16 protein-coding genes, 1 tRNA gene and 1 pseudogene are annotated in these 22,662 nt (G+C 75.1%); 14 read left to right on the forward strand and 4 right to left on the reverse strand.

Annotated features, from left to right (window positions below):
- Together FA014_RS19870 and gtfA are read left to right on the forward strand one after the other, a co-directional pair.
- Nucleotides 1-216 (forward strand): annotated as a pseudogene (locus FA014_RS19870) (hypothetical protein); the annotation flags it as partial.
- Complete coding sequence (gene gtfA, locus FA014_RS04590; protein ID WP_154728525.1) at nucleotides 213-1,754, forward strand: sucrose phosphorylase; 1,542 nt, start codon at nucleotides 213-215, stop codon at nucleotides 1,752-1,754. The pseudogene FA014_RS19870 and the gene gtfA, both read left to right, overlap by 4 nt.
- On the opposite strand, the gene FA014_RS04595 is transcribed toward gtfA, so the two are convergent.
- Complete coding sequence (locus FA014_RS04595) at nucleotides 1,721-2,191, reverse strand: DUF6234 family protein (RefSeq protein WP_154728526.1); 471 nt, start codon at nucleotides 2,189-2,191, stop codon at nucleotides 1,721-1,723. The two genes, gtfA and FA014_RS04595, sit on opposite strands and share 34 nt — an antisense overlap.
- A gap of 147 nt (nucleotides 2,192-2,338) precedes the next feature.
- Between FA014_RS04595 and FA014_RS04600 the strand changes: the two genes are divergently transcribed.
- From FA014_RS04600 to FA014_RS04635, 8 genes are all read left to right on the forward strand, one after another.
- Nucleotides 2,339-5,206 (forward strand): glycosyl hydrolase 2 galactose-binding domain-containing protein, encoded by a 2,868-nt coding sequence (locus FA014_RS04600; protein WP_154728527.1) that lies wholly within the window; start codon nucleotides 2,339-2,341, stop codon nucleotides 5,204-5,206.
- A complete protein-coding gene (locus FA014_RS04605; RefSeq protein WP_154728528.1) occupies nucleotides 5,203-6,594 on the forward strand; it encodes a GH1 family beta-glucosidase in 1,392 nt (463 codons plus the stop codon). The genes FA014_RS04600 and FA014_RS04605 overlap by 4 nt, the downstream gene beginning before the upstream one ends.
- A gap of 66 nt (nucleotides 6,595-6,660) precedes the next feature.
- Nucleotides 6,661-8,571, forward strand: a complete 1,911-nt coding sequence (locus FA014_RS04610; RefSeq protein WP_154728529.1) for a hypothetical protein — start codon at nucleotides 6,661-6,663, stop codon at nucleotides 8,569-8,571.
- 214 nt (nucleotides 8,572-8,785) lie between these two features.
- Nucleotides 8,786-10,642 carry an MBL fold metallo-hydrolase gene (locus FA014_RS04615; RefSeq protein ID WP_154728530.1) on the forward strand — a complete coding sequence of 619 codons (1,857 nt, stop codon included), beginning with the start codon at nucleotides 8,786-8,788 and terminating at the stop codon, nucleotides 10,640-10,642.
- A gap of 33 nt (nucleotides 10,643-10,675) precedes the next feature.
- Nucleotides 10,676-11,728, forward strand: coding sequence for a LacI family DNA-binding transcriptional regulator (locus FA014_RS04620; RefSeq protein ID WP_154728531.1), 1,053 nt, complete (start codon nucleotides 10,676-10,678; stop codon nucleotides 11,726-11,728).
- A 261-nt stretch (nucleotides 11,729-11,989) separates the two neighbouring features.
- Nucleotides 11,990-13,084 (forward strand): ROK family protein, encoded by a 1,095-nt coding sequence (locus tag FA014_RS04625; protein ID WP_154728532.1) that lies wholly within the window; start codon nucleotides 11,990-11,992, stop codon nucleotides 13,082-13,084.
- Nucleotides 13,077-13,751, forward strand: a complete 675-nt coding sequence (locus tag FA014_RS04630; RefSeq protein WP_230322866.1) for a D-sedoheptulose-7-phosphate isomerase — start codon at nucleotides 13,077-13,079, stop codon at nucleotides 13,749-13,751. The genes FA014_RS04625 and FA014_RS04630 overlap by 8 nt, the downstream gene beginning before the upstream one ends.
- A 58-nt stretch (nucleotides 13,752-13,809) precedes the next feature.
- Nucleotides 13,810-15,846, forward strand: a complete 2,037-nt coding sequence (locus tag FA014_RS04635; RefSeq protein ID WP_195969167.1) for a hypothetical protein — start codon at nucleotides 13,810-13,812, stop codon at nucleotides 15,844-15,846.
- Between the two features lie 63 nt (nucleotides 15,847-15,909).
- Here the strand turns inward: FA014_RS04635 and FA014_RS04640 are convergent, their stop codons facing one another.
- The 3 genes from FA014_RS04640 to FA014_RS04650 form a co-directional block, all read right to left on the reverse strand.
- Entirely contained in the window at nucleotides 15,910-16,884 is a 975-nt protein-coding gene (locus FA014_RS04640; protein ID WP_154728533.1) for a carbohydrate ABC transporter permease, read from the reverse strand.
- Nucleotides 16,884-17,858, reverse strand: a complete 975-nt coding sequence (locus FA014_RS04645) for a carbohydrate ABC transporter permease (protein WP_154728534.1) — start codon at nucleotides 17,856-17,858, stop codon at nucleotides 16,884-16,886. Before FA014_RS04645 ends, FA014_RS04640 begins: the two co-directional genes overlap by 1 nt.
- Nucleotides 17,859-18,126: 268 nt before the next feature.
- On the reverse strand, nucleotides 18,127-19,023 hold the full coding sequence (locus FA014_RS04650; RefSeq protein WP_230322867.1) for a Sir2 family NAD-dependent protein deacetylase: 897 nt from the start codon (nucleotides 19,021-19,023) through the stop codon (nucleotides 18,127-18,129).
- A 64-nt stretch (nucleotides 19,024-19,087) separates the two neighbouring features.
- Here FA014_RS04650 and FA014_RS04655 point away from each other — a divergent pair.
- The 4 genes from FA014_RS04655 to FA014_RS04670 all read left to right on the forward strand — a co-directional run bounded on the left by FA014_RS04655 (nucleotide 19,088) and on the right by FA014_RS04670 (nucleotide 22,640).
- A tRNA-Ser gene (locus tag FA014_RS04655) sits at nucleotides 19,088-19,177 on the forward strand.
- A 347-nt stretch (nucleotides 19,178-19,524) separates the two neighbouring features.
- Nucleotides 19,525-20,835 carry an ABC transporter substrate-binding protein gene (locus FA014_RS04660; RefSeq protein ID WP_154728535.1) on the forward strand — a complete coding sequence of 437 codons (1,311 nt, stop codon included), beginning with the start codon at nucleotides 19,525-19,527 and terminating at the stop codon, nucleotides 20,833-20,835.
- An 81-nt stretch (nucleotides 20,836-20,916) separates the two neighbouring features.
- Nucleotides 20,917-21,804, forward strand: coding sequence for a carbohydrate ABC transporter permease (locus FA014_RS04665; protein WP_154728536.1), 888 nt, complete (start codon nucleotides 20,917-20,919; stop codon nucleotides 21,802-21,804).
- Complete coding sequence (locus FA014_RS04670) at nucleotides 21,801-22,640, forward strand: carbohydrate ABC transporter permease (protein ID WP_154728537.1); 840 nt, start codon at nucleotides 21,801-21,803, stop codon at nucleotides 22,638-22,640. Before FA014_RS04665 ends, FA014_RS04670 begins: the two co-directional genes overlap by 4 nt.
- Nucleotides 22,641-22,662 lie beyond the last annotated feature (22 nt).

Here is a 22,662-nt window from a genome sequence, read left to right on the forward strand (position 1 = left end):
CGCCGCCAGCGGGCCCTCGCGGAGCAGCGCGCGCACGCCCGCGAGGTCGCCGCCGAGCCGCTCGGTGTAGGCCAGCAGGTGCACGCCGTGGTGCTCGCGCAGGCGTCGATGGCGGGCGCCGCGGCGCGCGCGGACGTCGCGGTCCCGGTGCTGACCTCGCCCGCGGGCGGCGTGGCGGAGCTGGTCGGGGCCCTCGGGATCGGGGGCACGCGGTGACCGCGCCCGCCGACCACGGCGTGCACCTGCTGGCCTACACCGAGCGGCTCGGCGGCGACCTCGCGGGCGTGCGCGCGCTGCTCCGCGAGGGCCCGCTGGCGGCGTTCCGCGGCGTGCACCTGCTGCCGTTCTTCGTGCCGTTCGACGGGGACGACGCCGGCTTCGACCCGGTCGACCACGGCGCGGTCGACCCGCGCCTCGGCACCTGGGACGACGTGCGGGCGCTCGCCGCCGACGGGGTGCACGTCACCGCCGACCTCATCGTCAACCACGTGTCGGCGGACTCGGCCGAGTTCCGCGACTGGCTGGCCCGCGGGCCGCAGTCGCCGGCCGACGGCATGTTCCTCACCTACGACGCGGTGTTCCCCGACGGCGCCGGCGAGCGCGAGATCACCGCGTTCTACCGCCCGCGCCTCGGGCTGCCGTTCACCCCCTACCAGCGGGCGGACGGCGCGCGGCGGCTGGTGTGGACGACGTTCATGCCGACGCAGGTCGACCTCGACGTGCGGCACCCCGCCGCCCGGGACTACCTGCGCCGGACCCTGCGCACCCTCGCCGGGGGCGGGGTGTCGACGGTCCGGCTGGACGCGGTCGGCTACGCGGTGAAGACGCCGGGCACGGACTCGTTCATGACCCCGCAGACGCTGGAGTTCGTCGAGGAGATCACCGCGCTGGCGCACGCGGAGGGGCTGCAGGTGCTGGTCGAGGTGCACGCGCACCACAGCCAGCAGGCGGCGATCGCCCCGCTGGTGGACCTGGTCTACGACTTCGCGCTGCCGCCGCTGCTGCTGCACGGTCTGGCGACGGGGCAGACGGACCGGCTGGCGCACTGGCTGGACATCCGGCCGCGGAACGCGATCACGGTGCTCGACACCCACGACGGCATCGGTGTCATCGACGCGGGGCCTGCGGGCGACCGGCCCGGTCTGCTGTCGACCGAGGAGATGGCGGGCGTGTTCGCGGAGGCGGAGCGCCGGACCGCCGGACGGTCCGCGCTCGCGTCCACCACCCCCGCGTGGGCCGCGATGCCGCACCAGATCAACGCGACGTTCTTCTCGGTGCTCGGCGAGGACCCGGTGGCGTACCTGCTCGCCCGGGCGGTGCAGGTGTTCGTGCCCGGGCGGCCGCAGCTCTACTACGTCGGCCTGCTCGCCGGCACCGACGACATGGAGCGGTTCGCGCGCACCGGGCAGGGCCGCGAGGTCAACCGGCACGTCTACGACGCGGCCGAGCTCGCGGCGGCGCTCGACGGCGAGGTCACCCGGGCGCAGCTCGGGCTGGTCGCGCTGCGCACGCACCACCCGGCGTTCGGCGGTGCCTTCGCGTTCCGGGAGGACGGGCCGGGGCGGCTGGTGCTGGGCTGGGACGACGGGGCGGGCTCGACGGCCGTGCTGACCGCCGACCTGGCGCCGGGCGCGCCGGCGTTCGCGATCGAGACGACCGGCGGGCCGTGGGGGCCGGCGCGGTACGCGTCGGTTGCGGACCTGGCGGCGCTCGCGGGCCGTCAGCCGCCCGGGCAGTCGCCGCTGCCGCTGTAGCAGGGGACGTAGTCGGGCCCGGGGCGGTTGTCGGGCGGCGCGACGGTGAACCGGTCGGACGGCACGGCGAACAGGACCGCGGCGAGGAGCCCCGCGATCAGCAGCAGCCCGCCGACGGCCGCGACGCCGCCGCGCCCGCGGACGGCCGCCGCGGCGGTGCCCGCGACCAGGAGCGCGACGCACGCCGTCGCCGTGACGAGGTACCGGGTGCCGTCCCGGGGCGTGGCGACGTTCTGCTCGCCGAAGAACGCGAGGTAGACGTCGAGGTACTGCGAGAACAGGACGCCGATCAGGAGCACCCCGCCGAGCAGCCCGAGCACCTGCACGACGTGGGCCACGCCCGAGCCGCGCCGGCGGGGCGCCCGCGGGTCGGGGAGGGGGTCGGGGAGCCCGGGCGCCGCGTGGGCGCCGTCGTCGTCCAGCCGTGCGTCCGCCATCGGGCCCCCTTCTCGGTCGTCGGGCCGAGTCTGGCAGTGCCGGGGCGGCCGCGGGGGTGGTTCGCGACCCGGGTACGACGCGGGTCCGGCGGCGTGGACCCGTTGCCCTGCCTCGCTCCGCTGTGGTTACGTTGTCATATGGCATCGATGCCACATCCGCGGACCAGCGACGACGCACCCGCCGCCGCGCCCGGCCCGGCCGGCCGCGTCCTCGACCTCGACGGGCCCGGCTGGCTGGTCCGGGAGGCGCTGGGCGAGACCTGGCGGTGGTTCGTCGACGGGCCGGTCACGGCCCGGAACAACGCCGCCGACGCCGCGCGGGCGGTCGCCGCGACCCCGGGCTGGTGGCCCGCCACCGTCCCCGGCTCCGTCGTCACCGCCCTGGCCGGTGCCGGCGAGCTGCCCGACCCGTACCGGGACCGGAACAGCCGCGCCGCCGAGTGGACCGGGACCCGGCACTGGGTCCACCGCCGCGACGTCGACCTGCCGCCGCTGGACCCCGGGGAGCGGGCCGTGGTGGAGCTCGACGGCGTCGACCCCTCGGGCACGGTGCTCTGGGACGGCCAGGTGATCGGGCGCGTCGAGGGGCTGTACCACCGGCTCCGCGCGCAGGTGCCGGCCGCCGCGGCCACCGCGGGGCCGCACCGCCTGGCCGTCGTGGTCGACCCCGTCCCGCCGAACGAGCCCCAGGTGGGCCGCACCGAGCGCGTCCGGGTGCACCGGCCGCGGCTGACCGAGGGCTGGGACTTCTGCCCGCGGCTGCCGCACCAGGGCCTGTGGCGCTCCGCGCGCGTGGTGGTCGACCGCGTCCACCTGGCGTCGGTCACGGTCCGCCCGTCCCTCACGGCCCCGCCCCGCGGCCCCGCGCCCGCCGAGACCGGTGGTCCCGCCCGAGATCGGCGTCTGCACGGTCCGATCTCGGCGCGAAGCACCGATCTCGGCGAGCCCGCAGCGCCCGCCGAGCCCGCAGCGCCCACCGGTCTCGGCGAGCCCGCCGACGGCGTCGTGCGCGTCGCGGGGGTCGTCGAGGTCGGCGACCGCGGCGCCGCCGCGGTGCAGGTCGAGGTGCGGGACGCCGCGGGCGTCGTGGTCGCCGCCGCCCGCGCCGACCTCCCCGGGCCCGGCCGGGACCGCCCGCTCGACCTCGTCGTCCGCGTCCCCGCGCCCGGCCGCTGGTGGCCGCGTCGCCTCGGCGCCCCCACGACGTACTCCGTCCGCCTGGCCGTCCCCGGCGGCCGGGTGCTGAGGCGCGGCACGGTCGGCTTCCGCACCGCCCGCCTCGTCGCCAACCCGGGCGCCCCCGCCGGGGCCCGCGGGTACACCGCCGAGGTCAACGGCGTGCGGCTCCCGCTCGTCGGCTGGAACTGGGCGCCCGCCGACGCCCAGTACGGCGCGATCACCCCCGACCGCGTCGAGCACCTGGTCGGTCTGGCGGCGGCGTCCGGCGCGGCGCTCCTGCGGGTGTGGGGCGGTGGGCTGGTCGAGACGGAGGAGTTCTACGAGGCCTGCGACCGGGCGGGGCTGCTCGTCTGGCAGGAGCTGTCCCAGTCGTCGTCGGGGATGCAGAGCGCTCCGGGCGAGAACCCGGCGTTCGTCGACCTGATGCGCCGTGAGGCCGCGGCCGTCGTCCCCCCGCGCGTCCACCACCCGAGCCTGCTGCTGTGGGGCGGGGGCAACGAGCTCGACCTCGACGGCGTCCCGCTCGACGAGGCGCGGTCGCCGGTGCTCGCGGCCCTCCGGGACGAGGTCGCCCGCCTGGATCCCGGCCGCGCCTGGCTGCCGACCTCCCCGACCGGCCCCGCGTTCCACCACCGCGCCGACGTCATCGCCGCGGCCCCGGACGACCAGCACGACGTGCACGGCCCGTGGGAGCACCAGGGGCTGACCGGCCAGCACGCGCTCGCCGACGCGGGGACCTGTCTCGCGCACAGCGAGTTCGGCGTCGAGGGCCTGGCGAACCGCCGGCTGCTCGACCACCTCGTGCCCGCCGACCGGGTGTGGCCGCTCGACCGGTCGAACCCCGTGCACCGGCACCTCGGCGAGTGGTGGGACAACGCGCCGCTGGTGCAGGAGTGCTTCGGCGGCCGGCTGGCCGGGGTCGAGGACTACCGGCGGGCGAGCCAGCACCTGCAGGCGACCGGCCTGGCGTACGCGGTCGAGGCGGACCGGCGCCGGTGGCCGCGCTGCTCGCTGGTGCTGCCCTGGCAGCTCGCCGAGTCCTACCCGAACAGCTGGTGCACGGCCGTCGTGGACCACCTCGGCGACGCCAAGCCGGCGTTCCACGCGGTCGCGCGGGCGTTCGCCCCGGACCGCGCGACGCTGCGCACCGCGACGACCGCGTGGGGCGGCCGGGCGCACGCCGCCGCGGAGGTCTGGCTGTGGTCCGACGCGGGCGTCGCCGCGGGGTCGGCGGTCGTCGCGCGGCTGCGGACCGCGGACGGCGACGTGCTGGCCGAGCGCCGGTGGGCGGTCCCCGACCCGGTGCGCGAGCCCCGGCCCGTCGGGGACCTGCGGCACCCCGCGTCGGGGCTGCCGCGGGCGGCCGTCCTGCTCTGGGAGGTCCGGTGGACCGCGGCGGACGGGGCGGTGCTGGACCACGAGGTCGTCGTCGCCACCTCGGCCCCCGACCTGTCCCCGGTGCTCGACCTCGCGCCCGCGGGTGTCGACGTCACCGTCCGGCCCGACGGGCCGGACGCGGCCGTGCTGGAGGTCGCCCACCGCGGCGGCCCCGCGGTCGTCGGCCTCGCGCTGCTCGACGCCCGCCCGGTCGGCGCCCCCGGCCGGGCGGTCCTGGACGGCGACCCGCGCCCGCTGCTCCCGGGCGGGTCCCGCACGCTCCGCGCCCGCTGGACCCCCGGGACCGGCCTCGGGTGGAGCGTCCTGCCGGGACACGCCGGGAGTGTCGGGCAGGACGCTCCGGTGAACCCCGCGGGACCGCGCCCTCTGACCCTGACGGCCTGGAACCTCCCGGCCATCTCCCTCGACCCTCGCGTCCCCCTGGAGGCCCGCCCGTGACCGTCACCTTCCCGCCCGGGTTCCTCTGGGGTGCCGCCACCTCGGCGTACCAGGTCGAGGGCAGCCTGGACGCCGACGGCCGGGGCCGCTCCGTCTGGGAGGAGTTCGCGGCCCGGCCCGGTGCCGTCGAGGGCGGCGGCGACGGCTCGCGCGCCTGCGACTCGTACCGGCGCTGGCGGGAGGACGTCGACCTCGTGACGGAGCTGGGCCTGCGGGCGTACCGGTTCTCCGTCGGCTGGTCCCGCGTCGTGCCGGAGGGCCGGGGCCGCGTCGAGCCGCGCGGCCTGGACCACTACGAGCGGTTCGTCGACGCGCTGCTGGAGCGCGGCGTCGAGCCGGTGCTCACCCTCAACCACTGGGACATGCCGCAGGCGCTCATGGCGGACGGCGGCTGGGCGGGCCGGTCGACGGTCGACGCGTTCGCGGCGTACGCGGACGCCGTCGCCGGGCGGCTGGGGGACCGCGTGACCTGGTGGGTCACCCAGAACGAGCCGTGGATCGTGCAGCTGCTGGGCTACCAGCTCGGCCTGCACGCCCCGGGGGTGGCGGACCTGGGCGCCTCGGTCGCGGCGGGGCACCACGTGCTGCTCGGCCACGGCGCGGCGGCGGACGCCGTCAAGGCCCACGCGCCCGCCGCCCGCACCGGCTGCGCGCTCAGCCTGTTCCCGTGCGACCCCGCGACGGGCTCCGCCGAGGACGCCGCGGCCGCCCGGGGCTCGGACGGCTACGTGAACCGGTGGTACCTCGACCCGCTGGCCGCGCGCGGCTACCCGGACGACATGCGGGCGCACTACGAGCGCGCGCTCGGCCGGTCCCTCGACGACGTGGTCCGCCCCGGCGACGAGGACCGGATCGGCGGCCGGCAGGACTGGATCGGCGTCAACTACTACACGCGCCGGGTCGTGGCCGCCGCGCCGGCCGGGCCGGACCGCCCGTTCCCCTGGCAGGTCGTCGGGCCGTCCGGGGACGTGCGGCGCACCGACGAGGGCTGGGAGATCGTGCCGGACGCGCTGCGCGATCTGCTGCTCCGCCTGCACCGCGACCACCCGGGCACGCCGCTGATGATCACCGAGAACGGCGGGGTGTTCGGGGACGGCCCCACGCACGACGGCCGGGTGCACGACGTCCGGCGCACGGACCTGCTGCTCGGCCACCTGCGCGCCGTGCACGAGGCGATCGAGGGCGGGGCGCCGGTCGTCGGCTACCTGCACTGGTCGCTGCTGGACAACTTCGAGTGGTCGCTCGGCTACCGGCCGCGGTTCGGGCTGGTGCACGTCGACTACGCCACGGGGCGGCGCACCGTGAAGGACTCCGGGCGGGTGTACGCCGGGATCGCTCGCACCGGCACGCTGCCCGCCGCCCCGCCGCCGGTCGACCCGTTCGGCTGACGCCCCCGCCCGCCCCGGCCACCCCCACCCCCGCCACCCACCCGCCGCCAGCCACCCCGAGGACCCATGCGCATCACCGCCGCCCCCGGCACCCGGACGATCCACGCCGACGCCTACCTGCTCGAGGTCCGCGCCGACCCGCCGCGCGCCGTGCTCGCCGACCCGGACGGCCGCATCTGGTCGCACCTCAGTCTGCTGGCGTCGGTCGACGTGGTGGGCGCCGCGGACGAGTCGTCCGACGTCGGCGCGCCCACCGTGCACGACGCGTCCGGCGCCCCGGTCGGCGCCGAGCCGGTGGACACCCCCGTCGCCGAGGTGCGGCTCGACTGCCGGAGCACCGCGTGGGCCCGCCGTCGCACGACGCTGCGCTGCCTGCCCGACCGGCTGGAGCTGGTCGTCGAGGTCGAGGGGTCGGGCGTCCTCACGGACGTCCGGCTGCTCGGCGGCCGGGCCGTGCTGCGGAACGGCGCGGGCGGGACGTTCCGGTCGTCGGCCGAGTACCGGTCGGTGTTCGTGCCGACGCCCACGGAGCCGGTGGACCTGGTCCGGCCGGCCGCGTCCGCCGCCACGCTCGGGATCGTCGGCGACGCGTCCCCCGGGCGGCTGCACGCGGTGTTCTCGCCGCCGCCGCTGTGCCTGGTCCTCGGCCGGGAGCCGGCGCCGTCGGCCCTCGACGTGCCCGCAGCCGGCGCCGGCGCCCCGGGCTGGCTGGCCCTCGGCCTCGTCGCCCCGGTCGCCGGGCTGCGGCTGACCGAGCTCCGCTACCTGCCCGTCGACGGCGGCTTCCTGCTGGAGCTCGACCACGACGCGCACACCGCGGTGGACGGCACCTGGCGCAGCCCCGCGGTGGTGCTGCGGCCGGCCGCCGACCCCTGGGCGGCGCTCGCGGACCACCGCGCCGACCTGGTGGCCGCCGGGGCGCCGGCCGGCCCCGTCGCGCCGGTCGCCGGCTGGTGGGCCGAGCCGGTCTTCTGCGGCTGGGGCGCCCAGTGCGCCCGGGCGCCGCTGCCCGGCGAACCCGCGTCGCACCCGTTCTTCCTCCAGGACCTCGGCCCGGCGGTCGTACCCGCGGGGCTGCCGGTCGCCCCGGACCTGGCCCGCCAGGACGTCTACGACGAGCTGCTCGCGCACCTCGCCGCGCACGACGTGCTGCCGGGCACGGTCGTGGTCGACGACAAGTGGCAGCGGGCCTACGGCACCGGGGAGGTCGACCCGGACCGCTGGCCGGACCTGCGCGGGTGGGTGGCCGCACGGCACGCCGCCGGGCAGCGGGTGCTGCTCTGGTGGAAGGCGTGGGACCCCGAGGGGCTGCCCGTCGAGGAGTGCCTGGTGGACGCCGGTGGCCGTCCCGTCGCGGTGGACCCGGCGAGCCCCGCGTACCGGGAGCGGGTCCGGCGCACGGTCGCCCACCTGCTCGGCCCGGACGGGGTCGACGCCGACGGGTTCAAGGTCGACTTCACGCAGCGGGCGCCGGCGGGCCACTCCGTGCGCCGGCACGGGGCGGACGGCGGGGCCGCGGCCGACGCGCCGTGGGGCGTCGCCGCCCTGCACGCCCTGCTCGGGGACCTGTACCGCGCCGCCAAGGACGCCAAGCCGGACGCGCTCGTCGTGACCCACACCCCGCACCCGGCGTTCGCCGACGTCTGCGACATGGTGCGGCTCAACGACGTGCTGGAGCGGGACACCGCGGGCCGGGTGGTCCCGCTGGCCGACCAGATGCGGGTGCGCCGCTCGATCGCCCGGGCCGCGCTGCCCCGGCACCTCGTGGACACCGACCAGTGGCCGATGCTCGACCGGGCGCAGTGGCGGGACTACGTCGCGGCGCAGGCCGAGGGCGGGGTGCCGGCGCTCTACTACGCGGAGCGGGTCGACCGGTCGGGCGAACCGCTGACCGCGGACGACCTGGCGCTGGTCGCCGGGTCCTGGTCGGCGTACCGGGCGGGGCTGCGGGCCGCGTCCGGCACCTCGCGGACGTGACCCGATCGCCGAGTGCGCAGCAGATGCGGGGTTCGAGGCCTCGGAACCCCGCACCTGGTGCACGGTCGGCGGTGGGTGGGCGGTGGATGGGCGGTGGGCCGGTGAGCGGCGCGCGGGACAGTCCGGGCATAGGGGGCGAAACCACCGCTGAGCAGCGCTTCTCTTCCGTCGCAGCGCTTGTCCCGCAAGATCTGGAATCGATACCATAGGCGTCATGCCCGCCGCCGCCGTCGCCGAGGTCGCTCCCGGGGTGTTCCGCGTCGCCGACACCTGCCACGTCTACGTCGTCCGCGCCGCCGAGCCGGCCGCCGACGGCACCCGCACCGCCGTCGCGATCGACTTCGGGTCGGGGGTCGCGCTGGACCACCTGGACGAGATGGGCGTCGACCGGATCACCGACGTCCTCATGACCCACCACCACCGCGACCAGGGCCAGGGCCTGCCCCGCGCCGTCGCCGCCGGCATCGCGATCCACGTGCCCCCGGTCGAGCGGGACCTGTTCGACCAGGTCGACGAGATGTGGCGCACCCGCCGGGTCGTCAACGACTACAACCTGCGCGAGGACCGGTTCTCGCTGCTCGAGCCGGTGCCGGTCGCCGACGTCGTCCCGGAGTACCGGACCCGCGTCTACGGCGGCGTCCCCGTGCAGGTCGTGCCGACCCCGGGACACACCACCGGCTCGGTCAGCTACGTGGTCGAGCGGGACGGCCGGCGCCTCGGGTTCACCGGCGACCTCGTGTACGCCCCGGGCAAGGTGTGGTCGCTCGCGGCCACCCAGTGGTCCTACACCGAGAACGAGGGACCGGCGATGACGGTCCTGTCCTGCTACCTGCTGATGGACGAGCACCTCGACCTGCTGCTGCCGTCGCACGGGCAGCCGATGGACGACCCGCAGCACGCGCTCGGGCTGCTCGCCACCCGGATGCGGGGCTACGTGGACTCGCGGCGACCCCAGCCGTGGGACCTGCGGCTGCGCCTGACGGAGCCGTTCCAGCAGATCACCGAGCACTTCCTGCTCAACCTGTCGAGCAACGCCTGCTCCTACGTCCTCGTCTCGCGGGACGGCGCGGCGCTGCTGATGGACTACGGGTACGACATGACCACCGGCCTGCCCTCCGGCGGCGACCGCGCGTCCCGCCGTCCGTGGCTCGCGTCGCTGCCGGCGCTGCGCCGCGACCACGGCGTCACGACGGTCGAGGCGGTGCTCCCCACGCACTACCACGACGACCACGTCGCCGGGATGAACCTGCTGCGCGAGGTCGAGGGCACCGAGGTGTGGGCGCCGTCGAACGTCGCGCCGATCCTCACCGACCCGATGCGGTTCGACCTGCCCTGCCAGTGGTACGACCCGATCCCCGTCGACCGCGTGCTGCCGGTCGGCGGGACGTTCCGCTGGCACGAGTACGAGATCACCGTGCACGAGCTGCCCGGACACACGCTGTACGCCGCCGCCTTCGAGGTGGAGGTGGACGGCGTGCGGGTCCTCGTCACGGGCGACCAGCAGGACGGGCTCGGCATCCCCGGCAACCGGCGCGAGATCCTCAACTACCAGTACCGGAACCTGTTCCGGATCACCGACTACCGGGACAGCGCGGCGCTCTACCGGCGGGTCGCGCCGGGCGTCATGGTCTCCGGGCACTGGGAGCCCCGGTGGGTCGACGACTCCTACCTCGCGATGCTGGAGGAGGAGGCCGAGGAGCTGGTGCAGATGCACCACGACCTGCTGCCGCTCGACGAGCTCGACCTGGGCAGCGACACGCACATGGCGCGGATCGCCCCCTACGTCTCCCGCGTGCCCGCCGACCGGCCCGCCCGGTTCACCGTCACGGTCCGGAACCCCACCCGCGAGGAGCGCAAGGCGACCGTCCGGCCGGTGCTGCCGCTAGGCTGGCGCGCGCACCCCGACGAGGCCGTCGTCGCGCTCCCGCCCGGCGGGCACGCGGAGATCGACCTGGACGTGGTGCCCACGGGTCCCGCGGCGGTCCGCCGGCGGCTGGCCGTCGACGTCAGCATCGGCGACCTGCGCCTCGGCCAGCACGCGGAGGCGCTGGTGGACGTCGTCGCGGACTGAGGCCGAAGGGCCCAGGGGATCGAGGAGCACTGCATGGAGGCTGCCGCGCCGGGCACGCGCGGTGCGGTGACCGCCGCCGGGCGCCGCGCCACGATCAAGGACGTGGCCGAGGCCGCCGACGTCTCCCGGTCCACCGCCTCGCGCGCGCTCACCGGCCGCGGCTACGTCGCGCCCGCCGTGCGCGACCGGGTGCGCCGGGCCGCTCAGACGCTCGGGTACGTGCCGGACGCGATGGCGCGCAACCTCCGCCAGCAGGTCAGCCGCTCGATCGGCGTGCTCGTCTCCGACCTGCGCAACTCGTTCTACGCCGACCTCGCGAGCGGGGTGAGCGCCCAGTCCCGCAAGCGCGGCTACGCGATGATGCTCGCCGACGACGCGGGCTCGGTCGAGGCCGAGCTCGAGGCCGCCGAGACGTTCGTCGCGTTGCGCGTCGCCGGCGTCATCCTCACCCCGCTGTCCGCCGAGGTCACGGAGTACCTGGGCCGGCACCGGATCCCGGTGATCGAGGTCGACCGGCAGTTCGCCGAGGGGGCCTGCGACGCGGTGGTCGTCGACAACAAGGCCGCCGCGGAGCGGGTGACCACCGGCCTGCTGCAGCAGGGCCACCGCCGGGTCGCGCTGCTGATCGACGAGATGGACTGGACGACCGGCCGGGACCGCCTGGTCGGCTACCGGTCCGCGTTCCTCGCCGCCGGGCTCCCGCTCGACGACGCCCTCGTGGTGCGCGGCGGCTGGGACGTGGGCGCGGCGACCGCGGTGGCCCGCGACCTCCTCGGCGGGCCCGGGCGGCCCACCGCCGTGTTCGCGGCCAACAACGTGCTCGCCGAGGGCGTGTGGCGCGCCGCGCAGACGCTCGGCCTGCGGGTGCCCGAGGACCTCAGCCTGGTGTCGTTCGACGACGCCCCCTGGATGACCATGGTGACGCCCGGCGTGACGGCCGTGGCGCAGGACGCCGTCGCGCTCGGCGAGGCAGCCGTGGCGCAGATGTTCGAGCGGATCCAGAGCCCGGAGTCGCCCAAGCGGACCGTGATGCTCTCCGCCGCGGTCGCGGAGCGCGGCTCGACGGCGGCCCCCGCCGAGGCCTGACCCGCCCTTCGGACCTCCCTGCCCCGGGGATCCCGCTCGCCCACCCGACGCCACTTCCGGGGACCGGGCGCGCCCTGACCTGGACTCGATCCCACGTCCCGGGATCGTTTTCCCGCACCGCGCTTGACGCTCTCTCGCGCGCCCTCCTATGCTCATTCTGGAATCGATCCCAGAGGGTCGCCCGGCATCGTCGCCGGCGGCGCCCGGGGTCCCGCGCGCCGCCGCACCCGGCCGCGCGCCCGCCAGGGGTCTGGAGGACGCATGACGACGGACGGCTCGCTCGCGCCCGCGGGCAGGGGCGCGGCCACCGGCACGCCGGTCCTCGCGCTCGACATCGGCGGTACCAAGCTGGCCGTCGCCGTGGTCACGCCGGACGGCGCGGTGCACGGCCTCCGCGTCCGCCCCACGCGCCGCGACGAGGGCCCGCAGGCCGTGATCCGCCGGCTGTTCGACATGGGGCACGAGGCGGTCGCGGAGGCCGGACTCGGCCCGGTCGGCGCGGTCGGCATCGCCTGCGGCGGACCCCTGGACGCGCCCTCCGGGCTGCTGCAGTCCCCGCCGCACCTGCCCGGCTGGGACGACATCCCGATCGGCCCGCTCGCCACGGCCGAGTTCGGCGTCCCGTTCGCCCTGGAGAACGACGCCACCGCCGCGGCCGTCGCCGAGCACCGGTACGGCGCCGGGCGCGGCCTGGACAGCCTCGTCTACCTCACCGTGTCGACGGGCGTCGGCGGAGGCGTGGTCCTCGACGGCCGGCTGCACCGCGGCGCCGCCGGCAACGGCGGCGAGCTGGGGCACATCACGGTGCGCCGCGGCGGCCGGGCGTGCTCGTGCGGGCGGCGCGGCTGCATCGAGGCGTACGCCTCCGGCTCGTCGATCGCGGCGCGCGCGGCCGAGGCCCTCGCCGACCCGGCGCCGGGCCAGGCGCCGTCGTCGCTGGCCGGGCTGCCCGCCGTCACCGCCGCGGACGTCAGCGCCGCGGCCGCCGCGGGCGACCCGCTCGCCGCCCGGGTCTGGGACGAGACCGTCGACCTGCTGGGCAGCGCCGTGTCGGACCTCGTGAACGTCCTGGAGCCCGAGCTCGTCGTGCTCGGCGGCGGTGTCACCCGCTCGGGGGCGATGCTCCTCGACCCGGTGCGGGCCATCGTCGCCCGGGAGGCCATGCCGCCGGCGGCGCGCGCCGCGACCGTGCGGCTCGCCGCGCTCGGGGACGTGGTCTGCGTCGTCGGCGCCGGCGCGATCGCGCTCGACGTGCTGCCGGACGCCGCCGGGGTCGCGCCGCGGCCCGGTGACGCCACGCCCGCACCCACCCACCCGCCGCACGACCACGCGCCCACGGAGGCCGCTCGTGTCTGACCCCACCGCCCCGATGCTCACGCCGGCCGCGCTCTCCGCGCCGGCTGCGACCGCCGCACCCGCCGCGCCGCCCCCCGCCGCCCCGCCCGGCGACTGGCTGCACGCCCACCTCGCCGCGCACGCCGACGTCGCCGGTGCGATGGTCGGCCTCGCCGAGCGCATCCGCGCGGCCGGCGAGCTCGTCCGCGACACGTTCGCCGGCGGCGGGACGCTCTACACGTTCGGCAACGGCGGCAGCGCCGCGGACGCGCAGCACCTGACCGGCGAGCTCGTCGGCCACTACAAGCGCGACCGCCGCCCCCTGCCCGCCGTCACGCTCAGCACGGACCCGACGTCGATGACCTGCATCGCGAACGACTACGCCTACGAGGACGTGTTCGCCCGCCAGGTGGAGGCCCTCGCGCGGCGCGGCGACCTCGTCGTCGCGTTCACCACCAGCGGCCGGTCGCCGAACGTCGTCCGCGCGCTGGCGGCCGCGCGGGCCAACGGCGCCAGCACGCTGCTCCTGGCGGGCGGCGACGGCGGTCCCGCGCGGGAGCACGCCGACCACCTGCTGCTCGTCCCGTCGTCGGCGACGCCGCGCATCCAGGAGATGCACACCCTGGTGCTGCACGTGATCAGCGAGATGGTGGACGCCTGGGCGGCCGGCGAGCCACCCGCCGCCTGACGGCGACGGCGGACGGCGGACGGCGGACGGAACGACCGTGACTGCGGAGGGTGGACCTGTGGACGAGGGAGTCCCGCTGCGACCGACGGGCGCGCTGCGGCCCACCGGGCCCACGTGGTCCGCCGACGCGGGGCCGGTGGTGGGCACCGTCCGGCACGTGGTCGAGGTCGTGCTGCCCGACGGGACCGTCCTGCCGGCGCCGTCGTCGCCCGCCGGCCCGGGTGCGTACGCCGGGGAGGCCGGGCCGTTCCGGGCCGTGGCGACCTGGGCACCGCCCACCGCCACCGGCCGCGTCGACGTCCGCCTCGACGTCGAGCACCGCGGCGACGCCCCCACCGACGCCGGCATCCGGTTCCGCGTGCACCTGCCGCCCGCGCCCGAGGCACCGTGGTGGCTCGTGCCGGGCGCCTTCTACGGCGAGAACCGGCCCGCGGACTGCGACCGGCTGTTCCCGCGGTTCGAGGTCGGGGCCGACGACGCCGCCGGCATGGTCAGCGACCGCTGGGAGTTCCGTGCCGACCGCGCGGCCACCCCGGCGGTGTTCGCGTGGGCCGGCCCCGGCGGGGTCGCGCTCGTCGGCCCGGAGACGACCGCCCTCGGCATGACCGGCCTCGGGCTGGCGCACGACGCCGGCACCGGGGCGGGGAGCGTGCACCTGACGTTCCCGTTCCGCGAGGGCCCCGTGTCGTACGTCGGCTCGGCGACACCGCGACCCGCGGAGACGACCACCTACCGCTGGGCGCCCGGTGAGCGGGTCACCCTGCGGTTCGCCGTCTACGCGACCGGCCCGGACCGGCACGCCTACGCCCCGGTGCTGCGCGAGGAGCACGAGCGGGTCCGGGGCGCCGCGCCGCTGCGGCCGTGGGTCGGCGTCCGCGAGGCCGCCGACCTGGCCGCCGAGGGCCTGCACCGCTGGCACTACGCCGAGCCGGGCGTCCTGCTGGAGACCGTCGGCTTCGACCGGGAGGTGTCCGGCCGCGACGGCCTCACCGTGGACCGGCAGGCCATGCACGTCGGCTGGGTCAGCGGCATCCCGTGGGCCTACGCGCTGCTCGCGCACGCCCGCCGACGGGGCGCCGACGCGGCGGGCGCCGACGCCGCGCGCGTCATCGACTTCATCTGCCGGGAGCTGTCGCCGTCGGGCACGTTCTGGGGCGTCTGGTACGCCGAGCACGGCTGGTCGCAGAGCTGGTCCCGGACCCGCGGCGCCCTGCACTCCCGCACGCTCGCGGAGGCGTCGCTGTTCCTGGCCCGGGCGCTCGAGCTCGGGGAGGACGTGCGTGCCGCGCACCCGGGCTGGGCCGCGGCGCTGCGGTCCAACCTGGATGTCGTGGTCGGCCGGCAGCGCCCGGACGGCAACCTCGGCTCGGCGCACCACGCCGAGACCGGCGAGGTGCTGTCCTGGCGCGGCGCGGCCGGCCTGACCTGGGTCGCCGCCCTCGCCGAGGCCGGGCGCTGGGACGGCCCCGACGGCGCCGACGGGGCCTACCTCGCGGCCGCCGTGCGGGCGGGGGAGCACTACGCGCAGTTCGTCGACCGCGAGTTCCTGCACGGCGCACCCGAGGACGTCGACCTGGCGCCCACCTCCGAGGACGGCTACGTCGCCGTGATGTCCTACGTCGCGCTGCACCGGCGCACCGGGGACGCCCGCTGGCTCGACCTGGCCCGCCGTGCCGCCGACTGGATGCTCACCTTCCGCTACTCCTACAACACGCGGTTCCCCGAGGGCACCCTGCTCGACGTCTACCGGTTCGCGACCCGCGGCGCGGACAACGCCTCGCCCTCGAACCAGCACCTGCACGCCTACGGCCTCGTCTGCACGCGGGAGCTCGCCGAGCTGTCCGCCGCCACCGGCGACCCGCACTACGCCGACCGCGCCGCGGAGACGCTGGCCTGCTTCCGGCAGCTGGTCGCGCGGTTCGACGGGGACGTCAACGCCTACCGGGGCATGACCTCGGAGCGGTACTACCAGACCGCGTGCTTCCAGCCGAAGGGCATGCTGCTCACGCTGAGCCACGCCTGGACCGTCGGCGCCCTGCTCCTGGCCTGCGAGCAGTCCCTGGCCGACCCGTCCCTCCTCCCGGACCCGGTCTGAACGGGGGGCACGACGGAGGGGCCGGACCGCACGCGCGCGGTCCGGCCCCGTTGTCGTGCGGGTTCAGCCCTTGCGGCCCTGCGTCGCCACGCCCTCGATGAAGTACCGCTGCCCGAACGCGAACAGCGCGAGCATCGGCAGCGTCACGAGCAGGGACGCCACCATCACGTACTGGTAGTCGCCCTGCCCGCCGGCCGTCGGCGAGTACTTGGTCATCGCGTACGCGATGCCGAGGGGCGCGGTGAAGTCCTCCGGGCTGCCGGCGTTCAGGTAGATCAGCGCCGCCTGCAGGTTGTTCCAGGACGCCTGGAACTCGAAGAGGAGCACGATGATGAACGACGGCAGCGACAGCGGGAAGACGATCCGCCAGTAGGTGCGCCACTGGTTCGCGCCGTCGATGCGGGCGGCCTCGAACAGCTCCCGCGGCAGGCCCAGGTAGAACTGCCGCTGCAGGAAGATGTAGAACGCCGAGCCGAACAGGTTCGCGCCGAACAGCGGGACCCAGGTGCCGAGGAACCCGAGCTCCTTCCAGATCAGGTAGATCGGGATCATCGTGACCGCGCCGGGCAGCATCATCGTCGCGAGCACCAGCCCGAAGAGCGGCCCGCGCAGCGGGAACCGGAAGTGCGCGAAGCCCCATGCCACGAGCGACGACGACACCGCGACGGAGACCGCCGCGAGCACCGCGATGCCGATGCTGTTCATCATCCAGCTGGCGAGCGGCAGCTCGTCGAACACCTTGACGTAGTTGTCCCAGTGGAACTCGGTCGGCCACAGGGAGTTGTCGAACACCTGGCCGCGGCCCTTGAGGCTCGCCGCGAGCAGCCAGGCGAACGGGTACAGGAACACGAACGAGATCACGATCAGCGCCGCGATGACGACGCCGCGGCGGATGCGGCGGCCGGTGCGCCCGCCGGGGCGGCTCTCGTCGAGCGGCGGACGGTTCGGGTCGATCGGGCGGTCGCCCTGCCCGGTGGCGTCCTCCGGCAGGCCGGGGACCTGGCGGACGGGCGTGCTCGCGGTGCCGGTGCTGGCCATCAGTCCTTGCCCCCCTCGTAGTAGACGAACCGGTTGCCGAACTTCATCTGGATGGCCGTGATGAGCATGATGATGACGAACAGGAGCCACGCCATCGCGGCGGCGAACCCGAAGTTGAACTGCCGGAACGCCTGCTGGAACAGGTAGATCGCGTAGAACAGCGACGCCTCGGGCGACGCGTTCGACTGGTCGCGCCAGAACAGCAGGTACGCCTGGTCGAAGACCTGGAACGCCGCGATCGACAGCACGATCACGTTGAAGAAGATGGCGCTGGAGATCATCGGCAGGGTGATGTTGCGGAACCGCTGCCAGACGCCGGCCCCGTCGAGCTCGGCGACCTCGTACAGCTCGCGCGGCACGTTCTTGAGCGCTGCCAGGAAGATCACCATCGTGCCGGAGACGCCCCAGAGGGTCATCAGCACGATCGACGGCTTGATCCACGTCGGGTCGACCAGCCACTGCGGCCCCTCGATCCCGAAGATCCGCAGGAACTGGTTGACCGCGCCGGTGTTGCCGTTGAGCAGCAGGAAGAACACCGCCGCCGTCGCGACCGCGGGCGTCATCTTGGGCAGGTAGTACACCGTCCGGAAGAACCCGGCCCCGCGGCCCGCCTGGTTGAGCAGCGACGCGAGCCCGAGGGCGACCAGGATCTCCAGCGGGACCGCCAGCACCGCGTAGAAGAGCGTGTTCCCGAGCGAGGTCGCGACCCGGGGGTCGGTGAACAGCTGCGCGTAGTTGTCGAAGCCCGCGGGGCGGGCCGTGTTCGTCGCCAGGTTGTAGTGGCTGAACGAGATCACCAGGCTGTAGATCATCGCGCCGGCCGTGAAGACCAGGAACCCGATGATCCAGGGCGAGATGAACAGGTACCCCGTCAGCGCCTCGCGCTTGTTGTAGGGCACCTTGGCGCGGCGCCTGCGTGCGGCGCGCGGCGTGCGTGCGACGGCCGGAGCGGCGTCGGCTCTCAGCTGCGTCATCGAGGCCTCCAGTCGACCGTGGACGCCGGTCGGAGGCCTGCCCAGCTCCGTTGCCCGACGATGTGGCAACGATGCCACATGCCGCGACTATAGGTGTCGGGTCCGGCCGCCGCAAGGCTCCGGCGCAGCCCGCGTCTGTCCCGCACGGGCGATATGTCCGGAGCGTGGCACGGTCGCGGGTCGCTCGCCTCCCCGGGGCGGGTGGTTCCACCGACACGCCCTCGCGGCGGGACGGGGCAGGCGCCCGCCGTGGCCCCGTCGGCGGCCCTCAGAGCCGGTCGGCCAGCTCCGTCAGCGTCTCCGACGCCCCCGCGTCCAGGGTCAGCGTCGCCAGCGGGTCCCCGCGGGTCGCGCCGCGGTTGAGGATGACGACCGGCTTGCCCGCCTCGGCGGCGTGCCGGACGAACCGCAGCCCGGACTGCACGGTCAGCGACGACCCGGCGACCAGCAGCGCGTCCGCCTCGTCCACGAGCGCGTACGCCTCGGCGACCCGGGGCCCGGGCACCGTCTCGCCGAAGTAGACGATGTCCGGCTTGAGCATGCCACCGCACGGGCCGTCGCCGCCGTCCGGGTCGGGCAGCCAGCAGTCGACGACCCGGAAGTGCGAGGTCTGCTCGATGACGGCGTCGGCGTCCGGGGCGATCTCCACGTCGCCGACCGCGCCCACCGACTCGGCGAACCCGGGGTTCGCCGCCTCCAGCCGCTCGGCGAGCTCCTCGCGCGACACGGTGCGCCGGCACCGCAGGCAGACGACGCGGTCGTACCGGCCGTGCAGGTCGATGACCCGGCGCGACCCGGCCTGCTCGTGCAGCAGGTCGACGTTCTGCGTGATGACGCCCAGCACCACGCCGTGCGCCTCCATCGACGCGAGCGCGCGGTGCCCGGCGTTGGGGTGCGTGCGGTGCACGTACCGCCAGCCGACGTGGTTGCGCGCCCAGTAGTGCCGGCGGAACCCCTCGTCGCCGACGAACTGCTGGTAGGTCATGGGGTTGCGCGGCGGGGAGTCGGGGCTGCGGTAGTCCGGGATGCCGGAGTCGGTCGACAGGCCCGCCCCCGTGAGCACCGTGAGCCGGCTGCCGCGGAGCAGCCGGACCGCGTCGTCGACGGTCCCCGGGTTCGGCCGGACGGCGTCGTGGAGGGGGATCGGCAGGCGCGGGGGTGTCACGTGCACCACCGTACGACTCCCGATGCGGAGGTTCTGCCTGGCATCCGGTACTGTTCTGGACCGAGGTAGCGTGTCCGAGCGGCCTAAGGAGCACGCCTCGAAAGCGTGTGTGGGTGAAAGTCCACCGTGGGTTCAAATCCCACCGCTACCGCCAGTGGGGGGTCGACGAGAGTCCCCCCGAGTGACGAGACCCCCGCCGGGAACCGGCGGGGGTCTCGTTCGTGCGGGGTGACGTGGGCCCGCAGAGGGCTGGTCTCGAGCCCGGGGTGGTGCACGACCTCGCCCCGTTCGCGGGTCTCCTCACGCCGCCGACGCGGGCCCCGGCGCCGACCGTCCTCGGGCGCGACCGGGAAGAGCGCCGGCTCCCGGACCTCCGACGGTCGGGTGCACGCCCGGCCCGGGGCACTTGACCGGGCCGACCGGCCGGTGGCACAGTTGCCAAAACGTTGTGGCAGAACGTTTTGGCAACTGCTGCTTGCAGACCCTAAGGAGACGGCAACGATGCCCACGAGCGACAAGCAGAAGAGGACCCTCCGCCGAGTCCTGCCGGCGGCAGGCGCGGTGCTCGCACTCGGCCTCAGCGGGTGCGGCGCCGGGGGGACCGGTCCGAACTCGGACGACGACGCGCTCACCGTCCTCGTCGAGGGCGGCGGCCGTGCCGAGCTGACCCCCATCGCCGACGCGTTCACGGCGGAGACCGGGACGTCTGTCACCTTCGTCGAGCTCCCGTACGACTCGCTGTACGAGCGGTTGAACACCGAGCTGTCCGGCGGCGACGTGAGCTTCGACGTCGCCGCGGTCGACGCCATCTGGCTGAGCGCGTTCGGGCCCGGGATGGTCCCGCTCGACGACATGTTCACCGACGCGGTCCAGGACGACCTGTTCCCCTCCCTCGTCCAGGAGGCGCAGGTCGACGGGCACTACGTGGGCATGCCCGCGTGGACGAACGCCGAGGTCCTGTACTACCGGACCGACCTGTTCTCGGACCCGGCGCAGCAGGCGGCGTTCCGGGCCGAGTACGGGCGCGAGCTGACGCCGCCGACCACCTGGGACGAGTACCTGGATGTCGCCGAGTTCTTCACGCAGGACACCGACGGCGACGGCTCGACCGACCTGTACGGGACGGACGTCAAGGGTGCTGTCGAGACCGAGTGGCTCTCACTGGTGCTGCAGGCCGGCGCGGAGGGCATGGTCCTGGACACCGACGGGAACGTCATCGTGAACGATGCCGAGCACAAGGCGGCGCTGGACGCCTACGTCGCCCCGGTCGAGGCGGGCATCGCACCCGCCGGCGCCACCCAGATGGACTGGGCGACCGCGCAGAACCTGTTCAACCAGGGGCAGCTGGCGATGACGCGGTTCTGGGCGCACGCCTACACCCAGATCCCCGAGGACTCGCCGGTGCACGGCAACGTCGGGGTGACCACGATGCCTGCCGGCCCCGGCGGCCCTGCTGCCGTCCCCGGCGCCTGGTACCTGTCCGTGCCGCAGGCGACGACGAACCAGGACAAGGCCGAGGAGTTCATCCAGTTCGTGTTCGACCACAACGAGCTCGGCCTGGACACCGACCTCGGCCTCGCCGCCACGATCCCGGCGCTCGAGGCCGGGGAAGCGGACGGTCGGGAGAACCTCGGAGCGCTGATCGCCGCGCTCGACGCCCCCGGCACCGCACCGCGACCCGCCACGGACAAGTGGCAGGAGATCGTCGACTCGGTGCTCATCCCGATGCTCCAGGAGGCCACGGCCGGCGGTGCCGACACCCAGGCGCTGCTGGACCGCGCAGCGGAGCAGATCGAGGCCGTCGTCGGCTGACGGATCGCCGGCCGAGGCGCAGACCCTGCTCCGCGCCTCGGCCGGTCCCTGCCCTCGACGGCATCCACGAAAGGTCACTCCGTGCGACTCACCGATCGCCGCTACGCGTTGGCGCTGGCCGCGCCCGCTGCGCTGTTCCTGCTCGTCTTCGTCGCCTGGCCGCTCGTCCGGCTCGTGTACGACAGCTTCTTCGACATCTCGCCGATCGCCGGCGGGGCGCGCGACTTCAACGGCTTCGGCAACTACGCCGAGGTCTTCTCGAGCTCCGCGTTCCTCGGCGCCGCGGGGCGTACGGCGGCCTACACCGCGATCGTGGTGACGTCCGAGTTCGTCCTCGGCTTCGCCGTCGCGCTGCTGTTCTCGGCTCTCGGCCAGCGGTCGTCCATCTTCCGCACGATCTTCCTGTACCCGCTGATGATCGCGCCGGTGGTGGCCGGGCTGCTGTGGCGGTTCCTGCTCATCGACAACCTCGGCATCGTCAACCACCTGCTGCACAGCGTCGGTGTCCTGGCCTCGCCGGGCGACATCGGGTGGCTGTCCGACCCGGACATCGTGCTGTGGGCCGTGGCCATCCCCGACATCTGGCTGACCACGTCGTTCATGACGCTGATCATCTTCGCCGGGCTGCAGAACGTCCCCGGAGATCTCCTGGAGGCCGCGCGGCTCGACGGCGCGCGGTTCCCGACCCTGCTGTGGCGGATCATCCTCCCCCTGCTGAGGCCGGTCGTCGCGGTCGCGCTGATCGTGCGGGGCATCGACGCCGCCAAGGCGTTCGACATCATCCTCATCCAGACCGGGGGCGGTCCGCAGAACGCCTCCCAGACCCTGTCGCTGCTGATCCACCAGACGATGGTCCGCTACGGCGATCCCGGCCTCGCCTCGGCGATGGGCACCGTCTACCTGCTGGCGATGATGATCGTCGCCGGCCTGGCGGTCTGGTTCATCTGGCGACCTGGAGCAGATTCATGAACGGCCTCACCGTCCGCCGCCCCGCCACCAAGGCCCTGCTGTGGGCCCTGCTGGTCGTCACGGTCGTGCTGTACGCGTTCCCGTTCCTGTACGTCCTGCTCACCAGCTTCAAGAACCCGTTCGAGACCCTGGCGGTCCCGCCGCAGATCATCCCGTCGCGGTGGACCCTGGACAACTACGTCGACGCCCTGGCACGCAACGGGGTCGTGGCGTCCTTCATCAACAGCGTCACGACCGCGATCATCTCCACCGCGCTGTCGCTGGCGCTGGCGATCCCGGCCGCGTACGCGATCACCCGGTTCCGGACCAGGAGCGGGCGGGTGCTGTCGATGACGGCGCTCGTCACGCGCATGGTCCCGCCGGTCGCCGTGGGCATCCCGCTGACGACGATGATCGCGGCCATGCGCCTGACCGACACCCCGACGGGACTGGCGATCGCCCACACGACCATCTCGCTGCCGCTGTCGATCCTGCTGATGGCGAGCTTCTTCGAGGCCGTTCCGGTCGAGATCGAGGAGGCGGCGAAGGTGGACGGGTGCAGCCGCCTGCGGGTGCTGTGGTCGGTCGTCATGCCCGTGGTCTCCGGGGGTGTCGCCGTCACGGCGATCTTCGCGTTCCTCGCGTCGTGGAACGAGTTCCTGTTCGCGACCCTGCTGACGTCCGTGCGAGCTCAGACCACCCCGATCATGATCGCGAACTTCCAGACTCAGTTCGGGCTCGACTGGGGTCCGATGACGGCGCTGGCGACCCTCTACTCGGTCCCCGTGATCGTCCTGACGATCTTCCTGCAGCGGCACATCGTCGCCGGGCTGACCCTCGGCGCGGTCAAGGGATGAGCGCCGCGGGCAACGAGGGATC

It is taken from the genome of Cellulomonas hominis (assembly GCF_005239125.1).
In the GTDB taxonomy this organism is placed as follows: Bacteria; Actinomycetota; Actinomycetes; order Actinomycetales; family Cellulomonadaceae; genus Cellulomonas; species Cellulomonas hominis_A.

Coding starts and splice junctions, on each gene's coding strand:
- FA014_RS04595 (WP_154728526.1), bottom strand. CDS start 2,191: ATGGCGGACGCACGGCTGGACGACGACGGCGCCCACGCGGCGCCCGGG.
- FA014_RS04600 (WP_154728527.1), top strand. CDS start 2,339: ATGCCACATCCGCGGACCAGCGACGACGCACCCGCCGCCGCGCCCGGC.
- FA014_RS04610 (WP_154728529.1), top strand. CDS start 6,661: ATGCGCATCACCGCCGCCCCCGGCACCCGGACGATCCACGCCGACGCC.
- FA014_RS04615 (WP_154728530.1), top strand. CDS start 8,786: ATGCCCGCCGCCGCCGTCGCCGAGGTCGCTCCCGGGGTGTTCCGCGTC.
- FA014_RS04620 (WP_154728531.1), top strand. CDS start 10,676: ATGGAGGCTGCCGCGCCGGGCACGCGCGGTGCGGTGACCGCCGCCGGG.
- FA014_RS04625 (WP_154728532.1), top strand. CDS start 11,990: ATGACGACGGACGGCTCGCTCGCGCCCGCGGGCAGGGGCGCGGCCACC.
- FA014_RS04640 (WP_154728533.1), bottom strand. CDS start 16,884: ATGGCCAGCACCGGCACCGCGAGCACGCCCGTCCGCCAGGTCCCCGGC.
- FA014_RS04645 (WP_154728534.1), bottom strand. CDS start 17,858: ATGACGCAGCTGAGAGCCGACGCCGCTCCGGCCGTCGCACGCACGCCG.
- FA014_RS04660 (WP_154728535.1), top strand. CDS start 19,525: ATGCCCACGAGCGACAAGCAGAAGAGGACCCTCCGCCGAGTCCTGCCG.
- FA014_RS04670 (WP_154728537.1), top strand. CDS start 21,801: ATGAACGGCCTCACCGTCCGCCGCCCCGCCACCAAGGCCCTGCTGTGG.